The sequence below is a fragment of the Citrobacter sp. 172116965 genome (assembly GCF_013458095.1).
Classification (GTDB): domain Bacteria; phylum Pseudomonadota; class Gammaproteobacteria; order Enterobacterales; family Enterobacteriaceae; genus Citrobacter; species Citrobacter braakii.
In genome coordinates this window covers 2,376,523-2,396,587 of sequence record NZ_CP046673.1, presented here as the reverse complement: position 1 = coordinate 2,396,587, position 20,065 = coordinate 2,376,523, and the positions used below count along the sequence as shown (strand labels likewise).

The 20,065-nt window shown below is 52.4% G+C and carries 23 protein-coding genes and 1 pseudogene; 11 read left to right on the top strand and 13 right to left on the bottom strand.

Annotated elements, in window-relative coordinates; all coding sequences use genetic code 11:
- Window positions 1-35 precede the first annotated feature (35 nt).
- From pdxY to anmK, 5 genes are all read right to left on the bottom strand, one after another.
- The gene (gene pdxY, locus GPJ68_RS11525) at window positions 36-896 is read right to left on the bottom strand and encodes a pyridoxal kinase PdxY (RefSeq protein WP_019076734.1); all 861 of its coding nucleotides are present in this window, start codon (window positions 894-896) and stop codon (window positions 36-38) included.
- A 64-nt stretch (window positions 897-960) separates the two neighbouring features.
- A complete protein-coding gene (tyrS, locus tag GPJ68_RS11520; RefSeq protein WP_003836431.1) occupies window positions 961-2,235 on the bottom strand; it encodes a tyrosine--tRNA ligase in 1,275 nt (424 codons plus the stop codon).
- Window positions 2,236-2,361: 126 nt separating this feature from the next.
- Window positions 2,362-3,018, bottom strand: a complete 657-nt coding sequence (gene pdxH / locus GPJ68_RS11515; protein WP_003029169.1) for a pyridoxamine 5'-phosphate oxidase — start codon at window positions 3,016-3,018, stop codon at window positions 2,362-2,364.
- Between the two features lie 58 nt (window positions 3,019-3,076).
- Entirely contained in the window at window positions 3,077-3,406 is a 330-nt protein-coding gene (gene mliC, locus GPJ68_RS11510; RefSeq protein ID WP_085951051.1) for a C-type lysozyme inhibitor, read from the bottom strand.
- Window positions 3,407-3,493: 87 nt separating this feature from the next.
- Window positions 3,494-4,615, bottom strand: a complete 1,122-nt coding sequence (gene anmK, locus GPJ68_RS11505; RefSeq protein ID WP_016156434.1) for an anhydro-N-acetylmuramic acid kinase — start codon at window positions 4,613-4,615, stop codon at window positions 3,494-3,496.
- A 274-nt stretch (window positions 4,616-4,889) separates the two neighbouring features.
- On the opposite strand from anmK, the gene slyB reads away from it, so the two are divergent.
- Complete coding sequence (gene slyB, locus GPJ68_RS11500) at window positions 4,890-5,357, top strand: outer membrane lipoprotein SlyB (protein ID WP_016152998.1); 468 nt, start codon at window positions 4,890-4,892, stop codon at window positions 5,355-5,357.
- 47 nt (window positions 5,358-5,404) lie between these two features.
- Here slyB and slyA read toward each other — a convergent pair whose 3' ends face one another.
- Window positions 5,405-5,845 (bottom strand): transcriptional regulator SlyA, encoded by a 441-nt coding sequence (gene slyA, locus GPJ68_RS11495; RefSeq protein WP_019076732.1) that lies wholly within the window; start codon window positions 5,843-5,845, stop codon window positions 5,405-5,407.
- A 175-nt stretch (window positions 5,846-6,020) separates the two neighbouring features.
- Here slyA and GPJ68_RS11490 point away from each other — a divergent pair, with 175 nt between their 5' ends.
- The 3 genes and pseudogenes from GPJ68_RS11490 to GPJ68_RS11480 all read left to right on the top strand — a co-directional run bounded on the left by GPJ68_RS11490 (window position 6,021) and on the right by GPJ68_RS11480 (window position 9,160).
- The gene (locus GPJ68_RS11490; RefSeq protein ID WP_016152997.1) at window positions 6,021-6,257 is read left to right on the top strand and encodes a DUF1656 domain-containing protein; all 237 of its coding nucleotides are present in this window, start codon (window positions 6,021-6,023) and stop codon (window positions 6,255-6,257) included.
- A gap of 2 nt (window positions 6,258-6,259) precedes the next feature.
- Window positions 6,260-7,123 (top strand): HlyD family secretion protein, encoded by an 864-nt coding sequence (locus GPJ68_RS11485; RefSeq protein ID WP_016152996.1) that lies wholly within the window; start codon window positions 6,260-6,262, stop codon window positions 7,121-7,123.
- Window positions 7,120-9,160: pseudogene (locus GPJ68_RS11480) on the top strand (FUSC family protein). Before GPJ68_RS11485 ends, GPJ68_RS11480 begins: the two are co-directional and overlap by 4 nt.
- Here the strand turns inward: GPJ68_RS11480 and sodC are convergent.
- The 3 genes from sodC to GPJ68_RS11465 all read right to left on the bottom strand — a co-directional run bounded on the left by sodC (window position 9,136) and on the right by GPJ68_RS11465 (window position 10,927).
- Window positions 9,136-9,660 carry a superoxide dismutase [Cu-Zn] SodC gene (gene sodC / locus GPJ68_RS11475; protein ID WP_016156429.1) on the bottom strand — a complete coding sequence of 175 codons (525 nt, stop codon included), beginning with the start codon at window positions 9,658-9,660 and terminating at the stop codon, window positions 9,136-9,138. The pseudogene GPJ68_RS11480 and the gene sodC sit on opposite strands and share 25 nt — an antisense overlap.
- 81 nt (window positions 9,661-9,741) lie before the next feature.
- Window positions 9,742-10,638, bottom strand: a complete 897-nt coding sequence (locus GPJ68_RS11470) for an aldo/keto reductase family oxidoreductase (RefSeq protein ID WP_016152993.1) — start codon at window positions 10,636-10,638, stop codon at window positions 9,742-9,744.
- A 49-nt stretch (window positions 10,639-10,687) separates the two neighbouring features.
- The gene (locus GPJ68_RS11465; RefSeq protein WP_016156428.1) at window positions 10,688-10,927 is read right to left on the bottom strand and encodes a DUF1289 domain-containing protein; all 240 of its coding nucleotides are present in this window, start codon (window positions 10,925-10,927) and stop codon (window positions 10,688-10,690) included.
- 102 nt (window positions 10,928-11,029) lie between these two features.
- Between GPJ68_RS11465 and GPJ68_RS11460 the strand changes: the two genes are divergently transcribed.
- The 4 genes from GPJ68_RS11460 to rnt all read left to right on the top strand — a co-directional run bounded on the left by GPJ68_RS11460 (window position 11,030) and on the right by rnt (window position 14,028).
- Window positions 11,030-11,629 carry a TetR/AcrR family transcriptional regulator gene (locus tag GPJ68_RS11460; protein ID WP_016152991.1) on the top strand — a complete coding sequence of 200 codons (600 nt, stop codon included), beginning with the start codon at window positions 11,030-11,032 and terminating at the stop codon, window positions 11,627-11,629.
- A 54-nt stretch (window positions 11,630-11,683) separates the two neighbouring features.
- Complete coding sequence (locus tag GPJ68_RS11455) at window positions 11,684-12,781, top strand: alkene reductase (protein ID WP_003029197.1); 1,098 nt, start codon at window positions 11,684-11,686, stop codon at window positions 12,779-12,781.
- A gap of 97 nt (window positions 12,782-12,878) precedes the next feature.
- Window positions 12,879-13,286, top strand: coding sequence for a lactoylglutathione lyase (gloA, locus tag GPJ68_RS11450; RefSeq protein ID WP_003029198.1), 408 nt, complete (start codon window positions 12,879-12,881; stop codon window positions 13,284-13,286).
- Window positions 13,287-13,380: 94 nt separating this feature from the next.
- A complete protein-coding gene (rnt, locus tag GPJ68_RS11445) occupies window positions 13,381-14,028 on the top strand; it encodes a ribonuclease T (protein WP_016152990.1) in 648 nt (215 codons plus the stop codon).
- Window positions 14,029-14,082: 54 nt separating this feature from the next.
- On the opposite strand, the gene grxD is transcribed toward rnt, so the two are convergent.
- Window positions 14,083-14,430 (bottom strand): monothiol glutaredoxin 4, encoded by a 348-nt coding sequence (gene grxD, locus GPJ68_RS11440; RefSeq protein ID WP_003832760.1) that lies wholly within the window; start codon window positions 14,428-14,430, stop codon window positions 14,083-14,085.
- A 333-nt stretch (window positions 14,431-14,763) separates the two neighbouring features.
- Between grxD and GPJ68_RS11435 the strand changes: the two genes are divergently transcribed.
- Both GPJ68_RS11435 and sodB read left to right on the top strand, forming a co-directional pair.
- The gene (locus GPJ68_RS11435; protein WP_101700692.1) at window positions 14,764-15,594 is read left to right on the top strand and encodes a C40 family peptidase; all 831 of its coding nucleotides are present in this window, start codon (window positions 14,764-14,766) and stop codon (window positions 15,592-15,594) included.
- Window positions 15,595-15,721: 127 nt separating this feature from the next.
- On the top strand, window positions 15,722-16,303 hold the full coding sequence (sodB, locus tag GPJ68_RS11430; protein WP_016152988.1) for a superoxide dismutase [Fe]: 582 nt from the start codon (window positions 15,722-15,724) through the stop codon (window positions 16,301-16,303).
- Between the two features lie 40 nt (window positions 16,304-16,343).
- On the opposite strand, the gene GPJ68_RS11425 is transcribed toward sodB, so the two are convergent.
- A complete protein-coding gene (locus GPJ68_RS11425) occupies window positions 16,344-17,513 on the bottom strand; it encodes an MFS transporter (protein WP_046276347.1) in 1,170 nt (389 codons plus the stop codon).
- Window positions 17,514-17,689: 176 nt separating this feature from the next.
- A complete protein-coding gene (cydH, locus tag GPJ68_RS11420; protein WP_003029209.1) occupies window positions 17,690-17,779 on the bottom strand; it encodes a cytochrome bd-I accessory subunit CydH in 90 nt (29 codons plus the stop codon).
- A 297-nt stretch (window positions 17,780-18,076) separates the two neighbouring features.
- Here cydH and purR point away from each other — a divergent pair, with 297 nt between their 5' ends.
- Window positions 18,077-19,102 carry an HTH-type transcriptional repressor PurR gene (gene purR / locus GPJ68_RS11415; RefSeq protein WP_003832757.1) on the top strand — a complete coding sequence of 342 codons (1,026 nt, stop codon included), beginning with the start codon at window positions 18,077-18,079 and terminating at the stop codon, window positions 19,100-19,102.
- Here the strand turns inward: purR and punR are convergent.
- Window positions 19,099-20,031 (bottom strand): DNA-binding transcriptional activator PunR, encoded by a 933-nt coding sequence (gene punR, locus GPJ68_RS11410; protein ID WP_019076726.1) that lies wholly within the window; start codon window positions 20,029-20,031, stop codon window positions 19,099-19,101. The genes purR and punR overlap by 4 nt on opposite strands.
- Window positions 20,032-20,065 lie beyond the last annotated feature (34 nt).

Genomic DNA, 20,065 nt, shown 5'->3' with positions numbered 1-20,065 from the left:
CAGGCCCGATAAGCGTGAGCGCCATCGGGCATTGGTTACAGCTGCGTCGCGCTGAAGTAGTGTTCAGGCTTCGCGATACAATCCTGCGCAGCCACGACCTGCAGCTCATACTCGTGCATTTTTTTGGTGGCAATCATCACTTCGTACACCGCCGCCGTCACGTGCTCCAGCGCCTGCTGTAAAGACGCGCCCTGCAGCAGTTTAACTAACAATAAGCCGCTGGTGACATCACCCACGCCAACCGGTTGACGTGCGCCAAAATCGACTAACGGTCGGCTGATATGCCACGCCTGTTCAGCAGTAACTAACAGCATCTCGAAACGATCTGCGCTGATACCCGCGCGAGCCAGATGCTTCACCAGCACAATTTCTGGTCCCTGAGCGATGAGCTCACGCGCTGCCGCCACGGCCTCATTGACATTGTTCACCGCATGCTCGCACAGAATTTCGAGCTCAACTAAATTCGGGGCGATAATATCGCTGGCCGGAAGCGCATGGCGCACATGAAACTCCGCTACGCCCGGCGCGACGATACACCCTTTTTCCGGATGGCCCATCACCGGGTCACAAAAATATTTCGCCTGCGGATTGGCCGCTTTTACTTTGCGTACAATACCCAGAATATGCTCGCCCTGTTCAGCCGAGCCAAGATAGCCGCTCAGTACTGCGTCACAAGTCTGGAGTTTATCGATATCGGCAATGCCCTGGACAATGTCAGTCAGATGACTCGGCGGCATAACGCAACCGGTCCATTTGCCGTACTGTGTGTGGTTAGAAAACTGAACGGTATTCAGCGGCCAGACATTTGCGCCAAGACGACGCATTGGAAATTCTGCTGCACTGTTGCCCGCATGACCAAAAACAACGTGGGACTGGATGGCGAGGATATTCTTCATTTTACTTACCACAACCCTGAAAAAATAAAGGGGCGTAGTTTCCCACGCCCCTGCTAACTAAATCTTACTTCCAGCAAATCAGACAATAGTTCTTCTTGCCACGGCGCAGTAAGGTGTAGCGCCCGAACAGGATATCACTCTCCTGGAAGAAATATTCCGGATCGGATTGCTTCTCACCGTTGATGGTCACCGCATTAGACGCGATAGTCTTACGTGCCTGGCCGCGAGAAGGTTGCAGCTCGGAGTCCACCAGCGCCTGCATCAGATCGGCACCTTTGTCCATCTCGATCATCGGCACGCCATCCTGCGCCAGCTGTTCGAAATCCGCTTCGCTCAAATCGCTCAGATTACCGTTGAACAAGCTTTCGGTAATACGTTTTGCCGCTACCAGACCTTCTTCGCCGTGAACCAGACGCGTTACTTGCTCAGCCAGAACATACTGGGCGCGCGGCGCTTTACCGCTATTTTTATCTTCTTCTTCCAGCGCATTGATCTCTTCAATGTCCATGAAGGTGAAGAATTTCAGGAAGCGATAAACATCCGCATCGGCGGTATTGATCCAGAACTGGTAGAATTTGTACGGACTGGTTTTCTTCGGATCCAGCCACACAGCGCCGCCTTCCGTTTTACCGAATTTCGTACCGTCAGCTTTAGTGATCAACGGAACGGTCAGACCAAACACCTGGTTCTGGTGCAGACGACGGGTCAAATCGATACCCGAAGTAATGTTGCCCCACTGGTCAGAACCGCCAATCTGCAGCGCAACACCGTGCAGTTTGTTCAGGCAGGCAAAGTCATAACCCTGCAGCAGGTTGTATGAAAACTCGGTAAAAGAGATCCCCTGATCGTCACGGTTCAGACGCTGCTTCACCGCTTCTTTGTTGATCATCTGGTTAACGGAGAAGTGTTTGCCGATATCACGCAGGAAAGTCAGTACATTCATACTGCCAAACCAGTCATAGTTGTTCGCAGCAATCGCCGAGTTGTCGCCACAGTCGAAATCGAGGAACGGCGCAACCTGTTTGCGGATTTTATCCACCCACTCCTGCACGGTATCTTCGGTATTCAGTTTACGCTCGGCGGCTTTAAAGCTCGGGTCACCAATCAGACCGGTTGCGCCACCCACCAGTGCGACAGGTTTATGGCCTGCCTGCTGGAAGCGTTTCAGGCATAACAATGGAACCAGATGCCCCAAATGCAAGCTGTCAGCGGTAGGATCGAAGCCGCAATAGAGCGCGATCGGGCCTTGCGCCAGTCGCTCTGCTAACGCTTCCTCGTCCGTCACCTGGGCCACCAGCCCCCGCTCTTGCAATTGTTTAATCAAGTTACTGCTTGCCATCAAAATCTCCATGTATAAAACGACTGCACCTTAGCCGGTACACGACTTTTCGCCTGATGCGAAAGAAACATAGAATAAAGCGCCGGATTGTTCAGCACCAGCGCTTAAAACAAGAATTTTGCATCTTTAGGGGGCCAGGCGATCAATTTTCCACGCGTTATCTTCGCGTTGGTATAAAAAACGATCGTGCAGACGGTTTTCGCCACCCTGCCAGAACTCCATCTGCTCAATACTCACGCGAAAGCCTCCCCAGAAACTGGGCAGTGGAACTTCACCTTGCTGAAACTTCTGCTTCAGTTCGAGGAATTTGCTTTCCAGAATACCGCGCGCGGAGATCCGACTGGATTGCTTAGAGACCCAGGCGCCAATCTGGCTATCACGTGGGCGACTGTGGAAGTATTTCACCACTTCCAGCGTGGATAGGCGCTCAGCCTTGCCGATCACCATCACCTGCCGTTCCAGCGTATGCCAGGGAAACAGGAGGCTGATGCGTGGGTTTTTCTCAATCTGATGTGCCTTACGGCTACCGAGGTTGGTATAGAAAACCAGCCCTTTGTCATCATAATGTTTGAGCAACACGATACGCTGATAAGGCTGACCGTTTTCATCGACGGTAGCAACGACCATCGCAGTGGGATCGGCCAGTTTGGCGTCACAGGCTTGCCCCAGCCAGCGCTCGAACAGCGCAAGGGGCTCGGCGGGAAGATCGCGGCGGCGGAGACCGCCTTTCGTGTATTCACGGCGCAAATGCGCGATTTGCTGCAATTCGTCGTTATCAGACATGATGTTGGCTACGGATTGTCAGTGGGTGACGCTATTGTGCGCCGCCCAGGTGAAAATCTCAACGCTTCGGGTTCTGTAACTGACAGTTATTTAGCACAATTCTGTCTCGTTTATAGACCGTTGCCTCATCGCCTTTAGACCAGAAGACGTAAATACCATCGGTATAGCGAGCACCTGATGCCGACACGCCCTGTTTGAGGTTCAATAGCTGATTATCATAAACAAAACTCGCCATCTGCCGGGTATTGTTCAGCTTCACGGTAAGCGGTTTTTCGTCACAGCGGTATTCAAGCGTATCCGTTTGCATACGCTCGACAAATTGGTTGTACACGCTGCACCCGCTAAGTAGTACCGGCAGACACACTAACAACAGTTTTTTCATAGCCATATCCTGAAGACTTTCCTGGTCCTGGAGGGTAATGGCACCCTCCCTAATATCCCTAGTTTATCGACATATGGCGCTGAATAATTTCAGTTAACTCTGAGTTCGTGGGTTAGCAGGATAAATCGCCCCTAAAACGCTCGGTTCTGATGCGCCGGTCACGGAAGGCAGATTTCCCGGTAATCCCGCCAGCGTTCGCCACGCCAGCCAGGCAAAAGCCAGGGCCTCCATATCATCGCCGCTGATCCCAGCCTCATCGGTTGAAGTGACCTCTGTCCCTGGCAATAACGCCGCCAGACGCATCATCAGCAGCGGATTACGGCTGCCGCCGCCGCATACCATTAGCCGTTCACAGCCTCCGCTTAGCAAGACCTGCTCGGAAATGGTCACGGCCGTCAGTTCGGCAAGCGTCGCCTGCACATCCCGCGGGCTTATTCCCGGGAACTGCGCCATATGACGTTCTATCCAGCCATAATTGAAATACTCGCGGCCAGTGCTTTTCGGCGCAGGCGCAGAAAAATAAGGATCGTTAAGCATATTTTGCAGTAAAGGCAGGATCACCGTTCCCGATGTGGCCCACTGCGCATCTTTGTCATAGGGTTGGCCGCATTGCCGCCAGATCCAGGCATCCATCAGCATATTGCCCGGCCCGGTATCGTAACCGCGAACGGGTTGCTGTGGGATAAGCAGAGACAGATTGGCAATTCCGCCGATGTTTAGCACCATCCGCCGCTCCGTTGGATGAGCCAACAGCGCCTGATGAAAAGCGGGAACCAACGGCGCGCCCTGCCCGCCGAGAGCGATATCGCGGCGACGAAAATCGCCGATCACCGTTATCCCGGTACGCGCGACGATTTGATTGTTGTCGCCAATTTGCAGCGTGTGCGGCGCGATTCCCGTCGGTTCATGCCACACGGTTTGCCCATGACAGCCAATCGCAACGATCTCATGCGGTTTCAATTTTTCCTGTGCCAACAGCGCATTCACAGCCTCGGCAAACAGATAACCGAGCTGTGCGTCAAGTTGGCCAAACTGCGATAGCGTAAGCTGCTGCCCCTGGCAGATATCCAGGATCGCCTGCTTTATATGGAGAGGGATAGGCCAGGTCAGACTCGCCTGTTGCGCAACCATCGTTTCATCTATTGTCGCCAGCACAACATCGACGCCATCAAGGCTGGTTCCAGACATTACACCGATAAAACGGCCCGATTTCATATGTCATCCTTTTAAGCAAATTAGCCTTGACACTCAACCATAAAGTGCCGACTAATGCCATGCTTCCTTAATGATTTTTGAGGGCTAATCATTACAATGGACGCTTTATTACATCAATTATATGAATGATTCGTTTATACTCGGTATATCCGATTTCGGTTAAGATTTTCATATTGTTCCAGTAGAACATGTGACCTTAGGCTCACAAGTGCCATATAATTTAGCCATGAAGGGTGCTTTATTAGCGTTTCGTGGTGTTAAAGGAGATTTGTAAATGATTAAACGTGTGCTGACTGTTGCATTAATGGGTGTATCTTTGGCGGGCTGCGTTAACAATGATAGCCTTTCAGGCGACGTATACACCGCATCCGAAGCGAAACAAGTTCAGAACGTTACCTACGGTACAATTGTTCATGTTCGTCCGGTGCAAATCCAGGGTGGCGATGACGCAAACGTGATTGGCGCCATTGGTGGTGCGGTACTCGGCGGGTTCCTGGGTAACACCGTCGGCGGCGGTACGGGTCGTTCATTAGCCACGGCGGCTGGCGCAGTTGCCGGTGGCGTAGCGGGTCAAGGCGTACAAGGTGCGATGAATAAAACCCAGGGTGTAGAACTGGAAATCCGTAAGGACGACGGTAATACCATCATGGTGGTTCAGAAACAGGGTGCGACCAAGTTCTCAGCTGGCCAGCGCGTTGTTATGGCTAACAACGGCAGCCAGGTTACCGTGTCTCCACGCTAATCGAATTCACGTGTGGTCAGGCTCTGGCCACACGTCATCTTATCGTTTCAGCCCTGTGACTGCAGTTCAATAATATTGTGTTCCAGTCTGGCGACCAGTTTAATCAGCAGATCAATTTCCTCAGCTGAAATCCCTTCCAAAATTTCTCCACGCGTCTTGTTGATAACCGCTTCCATATCTGCAATCAGCGGCTCTGCTTTTTCTGTCAGTTTAATTCTCTTAGCCCGACGATCGCTGGCGCAAGTCTGTCGTGAAATGAGTCCCTTTTCTTCCAGCTGGTCAAGCGTGCGTACCAACGAAGGCTGCTCGATGCCAATCGCTTTAGCCAACTGAATCTGCGATTGATCAGGCGGCAATTGATGAATGTTGTGCAGCGTAACCCAATGCGTCTGCGTCAACTCCAGAGGTTTCAGGCGATGGTCAATCAGAGCACGCCAAATGCGCACCAACCGTGCCAGATCAGAACCTAATGGCGATTCCAATTTCATCTCCTTATAATTAGCTTGCTAAGTTATTATGCTGATTTTAGAATAGTGTGCAGCAAATGTATTGCCAAATTTGCTTACCGGCTGACATTTTTTCAGACATTATGCGTTACAGAGACTCATTGTCTCTTTTTTGCTAAACCTATAGCAATGCTCTCTTCCGCCAAGGATTTTGCCCGTGAAGTTTATGTTTAATGCAACAGGATTGCCCCTACAAGATTTAATGATCGGAGCATCTGTCTACTTCCCTCCTGTTTTCAAGGCGTTTGTAGCAGGATTTATTCTCTGGCTGATTGTTCATCGCCTGCTACGCGACTGGATTTACTCCGGCGAAATCTGGCATCCCCTGTTAATGGATCTGTCACTCTTTACGCTTTGCGTATGTCTGGCCTTTGTAATGCTGATTGTGTGGTGATTATGTCGCTTAAAACCATTAAATACTTCTCCACCATTATAGTCGCTGCAATCGCAGTTTTCGCCGGATGGTGGATGTGGAATTACTATATGCAATCGCCCTGGACACGTGATGGCAAAGTACGTGCTGAGCAGGTCAGCATCACGCCGCAGGTCTCAGGCAGCATTAGCGAACTCAATATAAAAGATAACCAGTTTGTGAACAAAGGCGATGTCCTTTTTATCATCGACAAGACGCCGTTTCACATTGCTGAACTGAATGCGCAAGCGCAGCTGGCGAAGGCACAGTCCGATCTGGCGAAAGCCAATAACGAAGCCAACCGCCGCCGTCATTTATCGCAAAATTATATCTCAGCCGAAGATCTGGATACTGCTAACCTCAACGTGAAAGCCATGCAGGCCAGCGTTGAAGCAGCCGAGGCTAGTCTGCGCCAGGCACAGTGGCAACTGACACAGACGGTGGTCAAAGCGCCCGTAGCGGGCTGGGTCACCAACCTTTCAACTCGTACTGGAGACTACGCCTCAACCGGTAAGCCCCTGTTTGCCCTTGTCGACAGCCACTCTTTCTATGTGATGGGGTATTTTGAAGAAACCAAGTTGCGCCACATTCGTGAAGGTGCACCTGCGGTTATCACGCTCTACAGCGGCAACATAAAGTTACAGGGTCACGTATCCAGTATTGGTCGCGCCATCTACGACCAAAGTGTGGAAAGCGATTCCGGCCTGATTCCCGACATCAAACCCAATGTGCCGTGGGTGCGTCTGGCCCAACGCGTTCCGGTCCGCATCGAATTCGACGCTCTGCCGCAGGATGTCACCCTGGTTTCTGGTACGACCTGCAGCGTGTCTATCGGCCAGCGTAAATGAAACTGTCCCACCTGATGCCAGGCCATTGGCCGTGGTTTAAAGCCACGGTAGCGCAGTGGCGTTATGCGTTGCGAAATACCATTGCGATGTGTCTGGCGTTAACATTCGCCTATTACCTGAATCTGGATGAGCCCTACTGGGCGATGACCTCGGCGGCAGTGGTCAGCTTTCCCACCGTCGGCGGGGTTATCAGCAAAAGTCTGGGTCGTGTTGCGGGTAGCTTACTGGGCGCCACCGCCGCGTTGATTATTGCCGGTCATACCCTCAATGAGCCGTGGTTGTTTTTGCTGAGCATGTCAGTGTGGATCGGTTTTTGTACCTGGGCCTGCGCGCACTTCACCAATAACGTCGCCTACGCCTTTCAACTGGCTGGTTATACGGCGGCGATCATTGCTTTTCCCATGGTCAATACCATAGAGATTACGCAGTTGTGGGATATTACTCAGGCCCGCGTATGCGAGGTCATCGTCGGTATCCTGTGCGGCGGCATGATGATGATGATCCTCCCCAGCACCTCCGATGGCACTACGCTGCTTACCGCGCTGAAAAACATGCATTCGCGTTTACTGGAGCATGCCAGCTTACTCTGGCAACCGGAGACAACGGATGCGATTCGCACAGCTCATGAAGGTGTTATCGGTCAGATTCTGACCATGAACCTGCTGCGTATTCAGGCGTTCTGGAGTCACTACCGTTTTCGCCGTCAAAATGCGTTGCTCAATTCGCTGTTGCATCAGCAGTTACGTATGACCAGCGTGATCTCCAGTCTGCGCAGGATGCTCCTGAACTGGCCCACTCCCCCGGCTAATACCCGGCAAATCATCGAACAACTGCTCAGCGAGCTGGTCAAATCCAATACCGACACCTACACCGTCGCGCGTATTATCGCCCCCTTGCGTCCTCTCGATGCGCGCGACTATCGGCACGTCGCCTTCTGGCAACGACTGCGTTATTTTTGTCGGCTGTACTTACGCAGCAGTCATTATCTGCATTTACTGGAAAATGGCGTTACCGCCGAGCGTATTACTATCGCCCGCACGCCAGGACTTGCCCGTCATACCGATAATGCGGAAGCTCTCTGGAGCGGATTGCGTACGTTCTGTACCCTGATGCTTATCGGCGCATGGAGCATTGGCGCGCAATGGGAATCAGGCTCTGGCGCACTAACGCTCGCGGCCATCAGCAGCGTGCTCTATTCCGCCGTAGCCACGCCGTTTAAGTCGCTTTCTTTGCTGATGCGCACGCTGGTTCTGCTGTCGCTGTTTAGCTTTGTGGTTAAGTTTGGCCTGATGGTGCAAATCTCTGACCTCTGGCAATTTATTCTGTTTCTCTTCCCGCTATTCGCTACCATGCAACTCCTGAAGCTGCAAATGCCTGCGCTGGCGGGTCTTTGGGGACAGCTAATCGTGTTTATGGGATCGTTTATCGCGGTGACTAATCCACCGGTTTATGATTTTGCTGATTTCCTGAATGACAATATGGCGAAAATCACCGGCGTGGCGCTATCGTGGCTGGCATTCGCCATTCTGCGGCCTGGATCGGATGCGCGGAAAGGTCGCCGCCATATTCGCGCCCTGCGCCGGGATTTTGTCGATCAGCTCAGCCGACATCCCTCACTCAGTGAAAACGAATTTGAGTCGCTGACCTATCATCACGTCAGCCAGCTCAGCAACAGTCAGGATGCACTGGCGCGACGCTGGCTATTGCGTTGGGGGGTTGTCTTGCTGAACTGCTCGCACGTGGTGTGGCAACTGCGCACCTGGGAGGTGCGTTCAGATCCTCTGGCTCGCGTCAGAGACGTGTGTATATCGCTGCTTCGCGACGTAATGAGTGAGCGCGGCGTTCAGCAACGGCCGCTGAATGCCACGCTGAGTCAGCTACAGCGTATTTGCGACACGCTCGCCCACCATCATCAACCTGCGGCGCAAGAACTGTCGGCGCTTATCTGGCGACTACACTGCTCGCTTTCTCAGCTCGAACAGGCGCCTCCGCCGGGTACGCTAGGCAATTGATTATTTGATAACGCCACAGGCGTAGCGCGCTCCACCACCGCCAAGCGGTTTTGGTTGATCGGACATATTATCGCCACCGACATGGATCATCAGCGCTTTGCCTTTAACCTCATCGAGCGTTTTCAGCCGCGGCGCAATGACCGGTGTTGTGGCGTTACCGTCGTTATTCACCACCAGCAGCGGCAGGTCGCCCATGTGGCCTGCGCCTTCCGGACCTTCGTGCTTGCCGGTTTGGTGCGGATCATAATGGCCTCCAGCCGATTCCGCGGCTGAGGCTTTTCCTTCTTTAATCGCCGGTTGGCAACTGCCATTCGCATGCACATGGAAGCCATGTTCACCCGGCGGCAGCGCTTTCAGATCGGGCGTAAACTCCAGCCCTTTCCCGGTTTCAGCAATAGTGACCGTACCAATCGCCTGGCCGACGCCTTGCGACGTTACCAGATTCATTGTCACTTTTTCTTCACTGGCAGCCTGCGCACCTGCACAGGCGAGTAGAGTAATAATGGCCAAACTCAAACGCTTCATAAGACCTCCGTCCAAAAGGTGTCTGATTGATAAGTGTAAACCAGTGACACAAATTTGAACGGAGAAGCGTCAAAAACGCGATTACGGTACGTCGTAACCCAGCGCAGCTTTGCGAATACGGAACCACTGCTGGCGAGACATGTTCAATGACTCAGACTCAACGGCGGCGCGTACACGCTCTATCTTCCCTGAGCCAATAATCGGCAGCGGCTGAGACGGCAGACGTAAAATCCAGGCGTACACCACCTGCTCAATGGACTGCGCGTTTAACTCTTCTGCGATTGTGGCAAGTTCATTACGTAATGGCTGGAACGCATCGTCATTAAACAGACGACCACCGCCGAGGCAGGACCAGGCCATCGGACGAATGCGCAGTTGTTGCAGTTGATCTAAAGTACCATCCAGCAGGAGCGGCTGATGTACCGGTGAGATCTCAACCTGGTTAGTCGCCAGCGTGAACGGCAGACGCGATTGCAGCAGTGAGAACTGTGCCGGGGTGAAGTTAGATACGCCAAAGTGACGCACTTTTCCGCTATGGTGCAATTTTTTGAACGCGTCAGCGACGTCGTCCGCATCCATGAGCGGATCGGGACGGTGGATGAGCAGCAAATCAATATGATCGGTCGCCAGTAACTTCAACGATGCTTCCGCACTGGCAATGATATGCGCGCTGTCGGTGATGTAATGACCCAACGCATTTTCCGTGCGTGCCGTCGTGGCGATCCCGCACTTGGTAACAATCTGCATTTTTTCACGCAGATGCGGGGCCAGCTTCAGTGCCTCACCAAACGCCGCTTCACACTGGTATCCGCCGTAAATATCGGCGTGATCGACGGTGGTAACGCCCAGATCCAGATGTTCTTCAATAAAGCTGACTAGCTGGCGCGCGGACATATTCCAGTCCATCAGGCGCCAATACCCCATTACAAAGCGAGAAAATTCCGGACCTTGCGGCGCAATAGTAATACGCTGAACCATAGCAGCTTCCTTATAAGTGAATGTGCATCGAGTATACGCAATTACGCTTTTAAAAGAGTGAAGGTTGTTGCGGTTCTTCCGAAGGGTTGGCTTTGTTTGCTCGTAATTTACGCATCAGGCGCTGACGACAAAGCCGTAGCACTTCCTGCTTTTCGGCATCGCTCATCTTTTGCCAGTTAAAACGCTCATCCCGACTGCGAAAACAGCCGCGGCAAAAACCGCGCTCGTCAGACTGACATATTCCACGGCATGGGCTCTGGACGGGGAAAAACTCCAGCTGTTCGGCCACATCCCCTCCCTTTAGTAAGATTGATATACCTATTGAAGACGTTAACTGAATTTCTCGCAAGCGCTATTGCATTAGACCGACTGGTCTATTACACTCCTTTCCATGAACAAAATCACTGAACACGATACACGCGAACATCTGCTGGCGACTGGCGAACTGCTGTGCATGCAGCGCGGTTTCACCGGTATGGGCTTAAGCGAACTACTGAAAACCGCTGAAGTCCCCAAAGGTTCGTTTTATCACTATTTTCGCTCTAAAGAAGCGTTCGGTGTTGCGATGCTGGAACGCCACTATGCGGCCTATCATCAGCGACTGGCTACGCACTTTGATACGGGGGCAGGAAACTATCGCGACCGTATTTTGGCCTACTATCAGGAAACTCTGAACCAGTTTAGCCAGCACGGCATTATCAGCGGTTGTTTAACCGTAAAACTGTCTGCCGAAGTGTGCGATCTGTCAGAAGATATGCGCACGGCGATGGATAAAGGCGCGCGGCACATTATTGCGCTGTTAGCGCAGGCGCTGGAGAAAGGTCAGGCAAATCATTGTCTGTCCTTTGTTGGCGAGCCGTTACAACAGGCGCAGGTATTGTATGCTCTGTGGCTGGGCGCCAACCTGCAGGCCAAGATTTCTCGTAGCGCCACCCCGCTGGAAAATGCGCTGGCGCACGTTAAAACCATCATTACTACGCCTGCCGTTTAACAGGCGTTTTTATTTCTTTTATTACTAGACGACCGGTCTATTCAGGAGTGTCATATGTCATCTGAAAAACTTTTTTCCCCACTGAAAGTGGGTGCTATTACGGCAGCAAACCGCGTATTCATGGCGCCACTGACGCGTCTGCGCAGCATTGAGCCTGGCGACATCCCTACTCCGCTGATGGCGGAGTATTACCGTCAACGCGCCAGCGCGGGTCTTATCATCAGTGAAGCTACACAGATTTCCGCACAGGCGAAAGGCTATGCGGGGGCACCCGGCTTACACAGCGAAGCGCAAATTGCCGCATGGAAAAAAATCACCGCTGCCGTACATGCGGAGCAAGGTCATATTGCGGTCCAGTTGTGGCATACCGGGCGCATCTCTCACGCCAGTCTGCAGCCCAACGGTCAGGCACCGGTCGCACCTTCCGCAATTAGCGCCGGTACCCGGACCTCGCTGCGTGATGAAAATGGTCTGGCAACGCGTGCGGATACCTCAATGCCGCGTGCGCTGGAAACGGAAGAAATTCCCGGCATCGTTAATGACTTCCGTCAGGCGATTGCCAACGCGCGCGAAGCGGGTTTCGACATGGTTGAACTGCACTCCGCTCACGGCTATCTGCTGCACCAGTTCCTGTCGCCAACGTCTAACCAGCGTACCGATCAATACGGCGGCAGCGTCGAAAATCGTGCACGTCTGGTGCTGGAAGTTGTCGATGCCGGTATTAAAGAATGGGGTGCCGACCGCATTGGTATTCGCGTCTCTCCGATTGGCTCATTCCAGAATGTTGACAACGGCCCGAACGAAGAAGCCGATGCGCTGTATCTGATTGAACAACTGGGCAAGCGCGGAATCGCTTACCTGCATATGTCTGAGCCGGACTGGGCTGGCGGCGAGCCGTATTCCGATGCGTTTCGCGAAAAAGTTCGTGCACGTTTCCACGGTCCGATCATTGGTGCGGGTGCCTACACACCTGAAAAAGCAGAAGCACTGATCGAGAAGGGCCTGATCGACGCCGTTGCTTTTGGTCGCGCCTATATCGCAAACCCGGATCTGGTTGCGCGTCTGCAGCGTAAAGCGGAGCTGAATCCGCAACGTGCCGAAAGCTTCTACGGCGGCGGCGCGGAAGGTTACACCGATTATCCTACCCTCTAACGTCACAAACTCCGTTCTGCCATTGATAGCGGCGTCACAACGCCGCTATACTAAAACAACATTTTGAATGTATTAGCCATTTTCGAAGGGGAAAAAGATGCGTTTACTTCATACCATGCTGCGCGTGGGTGACCTGCAGCGTTCCATCGAGTTTTATACCAACGTGCTGGGCATGAAGCTGCTGCGAACCAGCGAAAACCCTGAATACAAATACTCCCTGGCCTTTGTCGGCTACGGTCCTGAAACCAGCGAAGCCGTGATCGAACTGACCTATAACTGGGGTGTCGACAAGTATGAGCTGGGCACTGCCTACGGCCATATCGCCCTGAGCGTAGACAACGCGGCCGAAGCCTGTGAACGTATTCGTCAGAATGGCGGTAACGTCACGCGTGAAGCCGGTCCGGTAAAAGGCGGCACCACCGTAATTGCGTTCGTTGAAGATCCAGACGGTTACAAAATTGAACTGATCGAAGAGAAAGACGCCGGGCGCGGCCTGGGCGACTAACCTCCCCACGGGCGCAGATCGTCTGTGCCCGTAGTTTTATACTCATCATTTTGCCATAATACGCGCTGCAATTTTCCCGTATTAAGAGACCCAGATGTCCGATAACGCTCAACTTTCCGGTCTGTGTGACCGTTTTCGTGGTTTTTATCCTGTCGTCATTGATGTCGAAACCGCAGGGTTCAATGCCAAAACCGATGCGCTGCTTGAGATCGCAGCCATCACACTGAAAATGGATGAACAAGGCTGGCTGATGCCGGACACGACGTTACATTTCCACGTAGAGCCATTTGAAGGCGCGAATTTGCAGCCGGAAGCCCTCGCCTTTAACGGAATTGACCCTAACAATCCGCTACGCGGAGCGGTCAGCGAATATGACGCTCTGCATGCCATCTTTAAAATGGTGCGTAAAGGCATTAAAGACAGCGGCTGCAATCGGGCGATCATGGTGGCGCATAACGCTACATTCGACCACAGTTTTATGATGGCCGCAGCAGAACGCGCCTCGCTCAAACGTAATCCATTTCATCCGTTCGTCACCTTTGATACTGCGGCCTTAAGCGGCCTGTCTCTGGGGCAAACTGTGTTGTCGAAAGCGTGCCTGGCGGCGGGAATGGAATTTGACGGGACTCAGGCGCACTCGGCGCTGTATGACACCGAACGGACGGCCGTGCTGTTTTGCGAAATTGTTAACCGCTGGAAACGTCTCGGCGGCTGGCCTCTTCCGGTACCTGAAGAGGCATAACGGACCGATAAAAAAAGCGACCATCACGAGGTCGCTTTTTTATTTACGCTGATATTATTCAGCATCCGGCTCTTCGGTTTTGTATTTCGCCGCTGTTTCTTTAATCAGCTGCTGCAACTCACCGCGCTGGTACATTTCGATCAAAATGTCACAGCCGCCAACCAGCTCGCCATCAACCCACAGCTGCGGGAAGGTTGGCCAATTTGCGTATTTCGGCAGCTCGGCGCGAATATCCGGGTTCTGCAGAATATCAACATAAGCAAAGCGTTCACCACAGGCGGACAGCGCCTGCACAGCCTGAGCGGAGAAACCGCAGCTTGGCAGTTTAGGGGAACCTTTCATGTACAGGAGAATCGGGTTTTCAGCGATCTGGCGCTGGATTTTTTCGATAGTGGTGCTCATTATCTTGCTTCCTTAAACTTCTTTTACGGCAGTAGTCTGACATTGTAGCGGGTCAGACAGGCAACGGAAAATAACATTTTCATTACGCGTTATTATTTTATCCCCTGACGCCAAAAGTTGCATTCACAATCTCACTTATCCCTTTAAAGCCTGTGGATTTGATTATTCGTTCACCAACGCCAACTTTAATTGCTGATTTTTTTTGCGGTCGGTTACGAAACGTAGTTTTAAACAAAAAAGCTATTAACTTTCCCTCTTTCTATAGATTAGAATCATCAAGTTTTGAAAATCACACGCAGGCATGATAGACCTGCCTTACCAGAGGATTGCTCAGTGGCGCGGATAAACCGAATCTCGATCACGCTCTGTGCTTTACTTTTTACTACACTGCCCTTTACGCCCATGGCTCATGCTTCCAAGCAGGCCAGGACGACACCTACCCATTCTCACACCATCAAAACGGTAGATAAAAAGAAAAGCGCAACAACCAGCCAAAAAATAACAAAAACCAGCAAGAAAACGGCGACAAAAACCACCAGCAAAACCAGCACCAAAACCGCTTCCTCTTCTAAACATCGCACTGCCGCTCCGGCAAAGTCGACTAAAACGGCAAACCGTCGTGGTAAAAACACCGCAGCACAAACCGCTGCCGTTACCTGGACTGAAAAATGCACACCGCGCAAAGGCCATAAGCCGCGCTGTGTAAAAGTGAAAACCACCGCACCAACGACGCTGGCTGACGCGCATAAAGTGAAAGTGCAGAAAGCCACTAAAACCGCCATGTCCACGCTGATGAACCAAATCGGCAAGCCTTATCGCTGGGGCGGCACCTCACCAAGAACCGGGTTTGACTGCAGCGGTCTGGTCTATTACGCCTATAAAGATCTGGTGAAATTCCGCATTCCACGTACTGCGAACGAAATGTATCATCTGCGCGATGCAGCGCCGATTGAACGTGGCGAACTGAAAAATGGCGATCTGGTATTTTTCCGTACCCAGGGGCGTGGAACTGCCGATCACGTTGGCGTTTATGTTGGCAACGGTAAGTTTATTCAGTCACCGCGCAGCGGCCAGGAAATTCAAATCACCTCTCTGAGTGAAGATTACTGGCAGCGCCACTATGTGGGCGCTCGTCGGGTAATGACGCCAAAAACAATTCGTTAAAAACTTACCCTACAGTACCTGCTGTAGGGTAAGTTCTTCTTTTGCATAACCTTTCAATTTGCTACCCTATCCTTACTCACAATGAGGCTATTGTGCGTACTCAATACAAATAATAAGGAGAGAAGCAATGTCGTTTGAATTACCTGCATTACCGTATGCCAAAGATGCTCTGGCACCGCACATTTCTGCCGAAACGCTGGAATATCACTATGGCAAACACCATCAAACTTACGTGACTAATCTGAACAACCTGATTAAAGGCACGGCGTTTGAAGGCAAATCACTGGAAGAGATCGTACGTAGCTCTGAAGGCGGTGTATTCAATAACGCAGCACAGGTATGGAACCACACGTTCTACTGGAACTGCCTGGCACCGAACGCAGGTGGCGAACCTACCGGTAAACTGGCCGAAGCAATTGCCGCCTCCTTTGGCAGCTTTGCGGATTTCAAAGCGCAGTTCACCGATGCCGCTATTAAAAACTTCGGTTCTGGCTGGACCTGGCTGGTAAAAGGAACAGATGGCAAACTGGCTATCGTTTCCACCTCCAATGCAGGTACACCGCTGACCACCGACGCGACGCCGCTGATGACCGTTGACGTATGGGAACACGCCTACTACATCGATTATCGCAATGCCCGTCCTGGCTACCTGGAAAACTTCTGGGCGCTGGTGAACTGGGAATTTGTTGCGAAGAACTTCGCAGCATAAAAAAGATGACGCAGAAGGAGAACCCTTCTGCGTTTTAGCATTAATTCGCGGTAGTGAAAGCCTCTTCAGGCTGTTTGCGCGCCGAGATAAAGACCAGCAGCAGCGCAAGCCCCGCCACAATTGCCCCCATCACTGGAACAAAGCTGTAGCCCAACCCACCGGAAATCACCGCCCCACCGGCTGCGGCACCCAGAGCATTCCCCAGATTAAACGCGCCAATGTTGACTGACGATGATAATCCAGGCGCTTCGCTGGCAACGCGCATCACGCGCATCTGCAACGGCGGAACGACCGCAAACGTCGCTGCCCCCCAGACCACCATACTAACTGCCGCACCCAGCTCATTACGCGCCAGGAAAGGAATGGCCAGCATAATAACCATCAGCAGCAGTAAAAAGCCTTTCAGCGTACCGTTGACGGAACGGTCAGCCAGTTTGCCACCAAGATAGTTACCGATTGAGAAGCCAACGCCAATCAGCACCAGCATACCGGTCACAAACGCCGGTGTGGCATGTGTGATCGTATGTAACACTGGTGAGATATAGGTATAAAGCGTGAACATCGCCCCGGCTCCCAGAACGGTCGTCAGCAGCGCCGACAGCACCTGCGGACGCATAAGTACCGCCAGTTCGCTACGGACGTCCGGGCGCTCTCCCGCCCCACCTTTGGGTAAAGAGAAGAACAGGCTGACCATGGCGATGACGCCCAGACCCGCCGTTGCCATAAACGACATACGCCAACCGATGGTTTCACCAAGCCAGGTCGCCGCAGGAACGCCGCCAATATTGGCAATGGTCAACCCCATAAACATGGTTGCCACGGCGCTGGCCTGCTTATGTTTGGGTACTACGCTTGCAGCGACAACGGAGCCAAGACCAAAAAATGCCCCATGGTTCAGACTGGTCAAAATACGCGATAACATCAGGGTGGTGTAATCCGGCGAAATAGCCGAAAGCACGTTGCCCAGCGTGAAAATCGCCATCAGGAATATCAACGCATTACGTCGCGCACGATGGGACAGCAGTAATGTCATCAGCGGAGCACCCACCATCACCCCAACCGCATACGCGCTGATTAACATTCCGGCCGCGGGAATCGAGACATCCACACCTTTGGCAATGACGGGCAATAATCCCATTGGCGAAAATTCAGTGGTGCCAATACCAAACGCGCCGATCGCCAGCGCCAGTAAAGGATAATTGAGTTTCATATTTCGACTCCGTAACGTCGAGCCGGGGCGCGACATAAAATAAGAGTCAAAAGCATGACATTGATCGCAAAATTAATAAAGTTAACAAAATTGCAAAAGACTTTTGCTTATTCGCAAACAATCGACGGGAAAGGCAAGCGGAAAGGATGAGGGAGAGCGAACTCCCTCGGGGGAAATCAATGCAGCGCTGCGGTCAGGCCACCCGCGACGATCAAACCCAGAACAATAATGGTAGTCACTAACGAAAATTTCAGATCGGTGCTCATCAAGTTTTCTCCTTTTTATTCCCACACAAAAAGTGATATTGCGCATTTTTACACACTTGAAAGCAAAAATCTCTCACGATTTATATTGATAACTGCTTTTAACTCTTCCCCTTTTCGTTAAGATCAGACAAAATTCCACGCTTACTTGATTAGCGTACCGGCCATTGACCCCTTCCTGACGTTCCGTGTCGTTTTCCCGGCGTGCCGCAACCCTTACGTTGCGCTAAGGGTGTGTTAAGGCAAACGTTTACCTGGAGTATTCTCAGGAGCTTAGGATATGGTCTGGAGTGAGATGTAATGGCAACAATTAAAGATGTAGCGAAGCGAGCAAACGTTTCCACTACAACCGTATCACACGTAATTAACAAGACGCGCTTTGTCGCGGAAGAAACGCGTAATGCTGTCTGGGCGGCGATCAAAGAGCTGCACTATTCTCCGAGCGCCGTGGCGCGCAGCCTGAAGGTGAATCACACCAAGTCTATTGGCTTGCTGGCCACCAGCAGCGAAGCGGCCTATTTCGCTGAAATTATCGAAGCCGTTGAGAAAAACTGTTTCCAGAAAGGCTATACCCTGATTCTGGGTAACGCATGGAACAGTCTCGAAAAACAGCAGGCTTATCTGTCAATGATGGCGCAAAAGCGCGTTGATGGTCTGCTGGTGATGTGTTCAGAGTATCCGGAGTCGCTGCTTTCGATGCTCGAAGAGTACCGCCATATTCCAATGGTCGTCATGGACTGGGGCGAAGCTAAAGCCGACTTTACCGATACGGTCATTGATAACGCCTTCGAAGGCGGTTACATGGCGGGTCGGTATCTGGTAGAACGCGGTCATCGTGAGATTGGCGTGATCCCAGGCCCAATGGAGCGTAATACCGGAGCCGGGCGTCTGGCAGGCTTTATGAAAGCGATGGAAGAAGCGCTGATTAAAGTTCCTGAAAACTGGATTGTGCAGGGCGATTTTGAGCCTGAATCCGGCTATCGCGCCATGCAGCAAATTCTGTCACAGTCGCATCGTCCTACCGCCGTCTTCTGCGGTGGCGATATCATGGCGATGGGTGCGCTGTGCGCCGCTGACGAGATGGGACTGCGCGTACCGCAGGATGTTTCGCTCATCGGTTACGACAACGTGCGCAATGCCCGCTTCTTCACGCCAGCTCTGACCACCATTCACCAGCCTAAAGATTCACTGGGGGAAACGGCCTTCAACATGCTGTTAGACCGTATCGTGAATAAACGTGAAGAGTCGCAGTCTATCGAGGTTCATCCGCGCCTTGTAGAACGCCGCTCCGTTGCCGACGGCCCGTTCCGCGATTACCGTCGTTAAGACTGTTGTGCGGGAGCCTCATCGGGCTCCCGCAACCATTCCTTATTCAGCGTTTCACTATCCCCTAAATAGTCCAGCAGCCAGCTCAATGCCGGCGACGTATCGTTCTGTTGCCATGTCAGGCAGCATGCGGCATCAGGAAATGGATTCTCCAGCTGTAGCGCGACCCATTTGCCGCTATCAATCCACGGTTTGGCAAAATGCGTCGGTACCATGCCCACGCACAGACCTGCAGATAAACAGGTAGCAGAAGATTCCCAGTCAGGCACCACAACGCGCTTTTGGTTATCCAGCAGCCAGGTAATACGCTTGGGAAGCGTACGCGACGTGTCTTCACGCACCAGCGACGGCCAGTTGCGCAACGTGTCGTCGCTTAGCGGTCCGGGCATTGACGCCAATGGATGATGGCTTGCCACCACGCAGCTCCAGCTCAGCATTCCCATGTCGCGGAAGGTATAGCGCCCCCCCACCGGAATCGCCTGCGTGGCGCCGATTGCCAGCTCAACGCGCCCATCGGACAGCGCATCCCAGACACCGTTAAACACCTCCTGGAAAACCAGCAGTTCCACATCATCAAAATGACGATAGAAATCCACGATCATCTGTCGGGTACGATCCGGGCGGACAATGTTATCTACCGCGATCGCCAACTGCCCGCGCCAGCCGTTGGCAATTTGCTGACATTGCTGGCGGGTGATCTGCATTTTTTTGATAACAGAGCGGCCTTCTTTGAGAAACCATGCACCGGCAGGCGTCAATTCCACATCCCGATGGCGTCGCTCAAAAAGCGGCACCGCCAGCCACTCTTCCAGTTGACGCACGGTGTAGCTTACCGCCGAGGGTACGCGGTGCAACTCCTGCGCGGCCGAACTAAAGCTACCGTTACGCGCAACCGCATCCACAACTTCAAGTGAATATTCCGACCACATATTCTGCCTACAAAAAATTTGAAATCAGTAAGCA

Excerpts from the sequence above, each read along its gene's own strand:
- tyrS (WP_003836431.1), bottom strand. The coding sequence starts at position 2,235 with ATGGCAAGCAGTAACTTGATTAAACAATTGCAAGAGCGGGGGCTGGTG.
- GPJ68_RS11425 (WP_046276347.1), bottom strand. The coding sequence starts at position 17,513 with ATGAAACTCAATTATCCTTTACTGGCGCTGGCGATCGGCGCGTTTGGT.
- GPJ68_RS11455 (WP_003029197.1), top strand. The coding sequence starts at position 11,684 with ATGTCATCTGAAAAACTTTTTTCCCCACTGAAAGTGGGTGCTATTACG.
- GPJ68_RS11485 (WP_016152996.1), top strand. The coding sequence starts at position 6,260 with ATGTCGCTTAAAACCATTAAATACTTCTCCACCATTATAGTCGCTGCA.
- cydH (WP_003029209.1), bottom strand. The coding sequence starts at position 17,779 with ATGAGCACCGATCTGAAATTTTCGTTAGTGACTACCATTATTGTTCTG.
- rnt (WP_016152990.1), top strand. The coding sequence starts at position 13,381 with ATGTCCGATAACGCTCAACTTTCCGGTCTGTGTGACCGTTTTCGTGGT.
- GPJ68_RS11470 (WP_016152993.1), bottom strand. The coding sequence starts at position 10,638 with ATGGTTCAGCGTATTACTATTGCGCCGCAAGGTCCGGAATTTTCTCGC.
- GPJ68_RS11460 (WP_016152991.1), top strand. The coding sequence starts at position 11,030 with ATGAACAAAATCACTGAACACGATACACGCGAACATCTGCTGGCGACT.
- sodC (WP_016156429.1), bottom strand. The coding sequence starts at position 9,660 with ATGAAGCGTTTGAGTTTGGCCATTATTACTCTACTCGCCTGTGCAGGT.
- grxD (WP_003832760.1), bottom strand. The coding sequence starts at position 14,430 with ATGAGCACCACTATCGAAAAAATCCAGCGCCAGATCGCTGAAAACCCG.
- anmK (WP_016156434.1), bottom strand. The coding sequence starts at position 4,615 with ATGAAATCGGGCCGTTTTATCGGTGTAATGTCTGGAACCAGCCTTGAT.
- slyA (WP_019076732.1), bottom strand. The coding sequence starts at position 5,845 with ATGAAATTGGAATCGCCATTAGGTTCTGATCTGGCACGGTTGGTGCGC.
- punR (WP_019076726.1), bottom strand. The coding sequence starts at position 20,031 with ATGTGGTCGGAATATTCACTTGAAGTTGTGGATGCGGTTGCGCGTAAC.
- pdxY (WP_019076734.1), bottom strand. The coding sequence starts at position 896 with ATGAAGAATATCCTCGCCATCCAGTCCCACGTTGTTTTTGGTCATGCG.
- pdxH (WP_003029169.1), bottom strand. The coding sequence starts at position 3,018 with ATGTCTGATAACGACGAATTGCAGCAAATCGCGCATTTGCGCCGTGAA.
- mliC (WP_085951051.1), bottom strand. The coding sequence starts at position 3,406 with ATGGCTATGAAAAAACTGTTGTTAGTGTGTCTGCCGGTACTACTTAGC.
- gloA (WP_003029198.1), top strand. The coding sequence starts at position 12,879 with ATGCGTTTACTTCATACCATGCTGCGCGTGGGTGACCTGCAGCGTTCC.
- slyB (WP_016152998.1), top strand. The coding sequence starts at position 4,890 with ATGATTAAACGTGTGCTGACTGTTGCATTAATGGGTGTATCTTTGGCG.
- purR (WP_003832757.1), top strand. The coding sequence starts at position 18,077 with ATGGCAACAATTAAAGATGTAGCGAAGCGAGCAAACGTTTCCACTACA.
- sodB (WP_016152988.1), top strand. The coding sequence starts at position 15,722 with ATGTCGTTTGAATTACCTGCATTACCGTATGCCAAAGATGCTCTGGCA.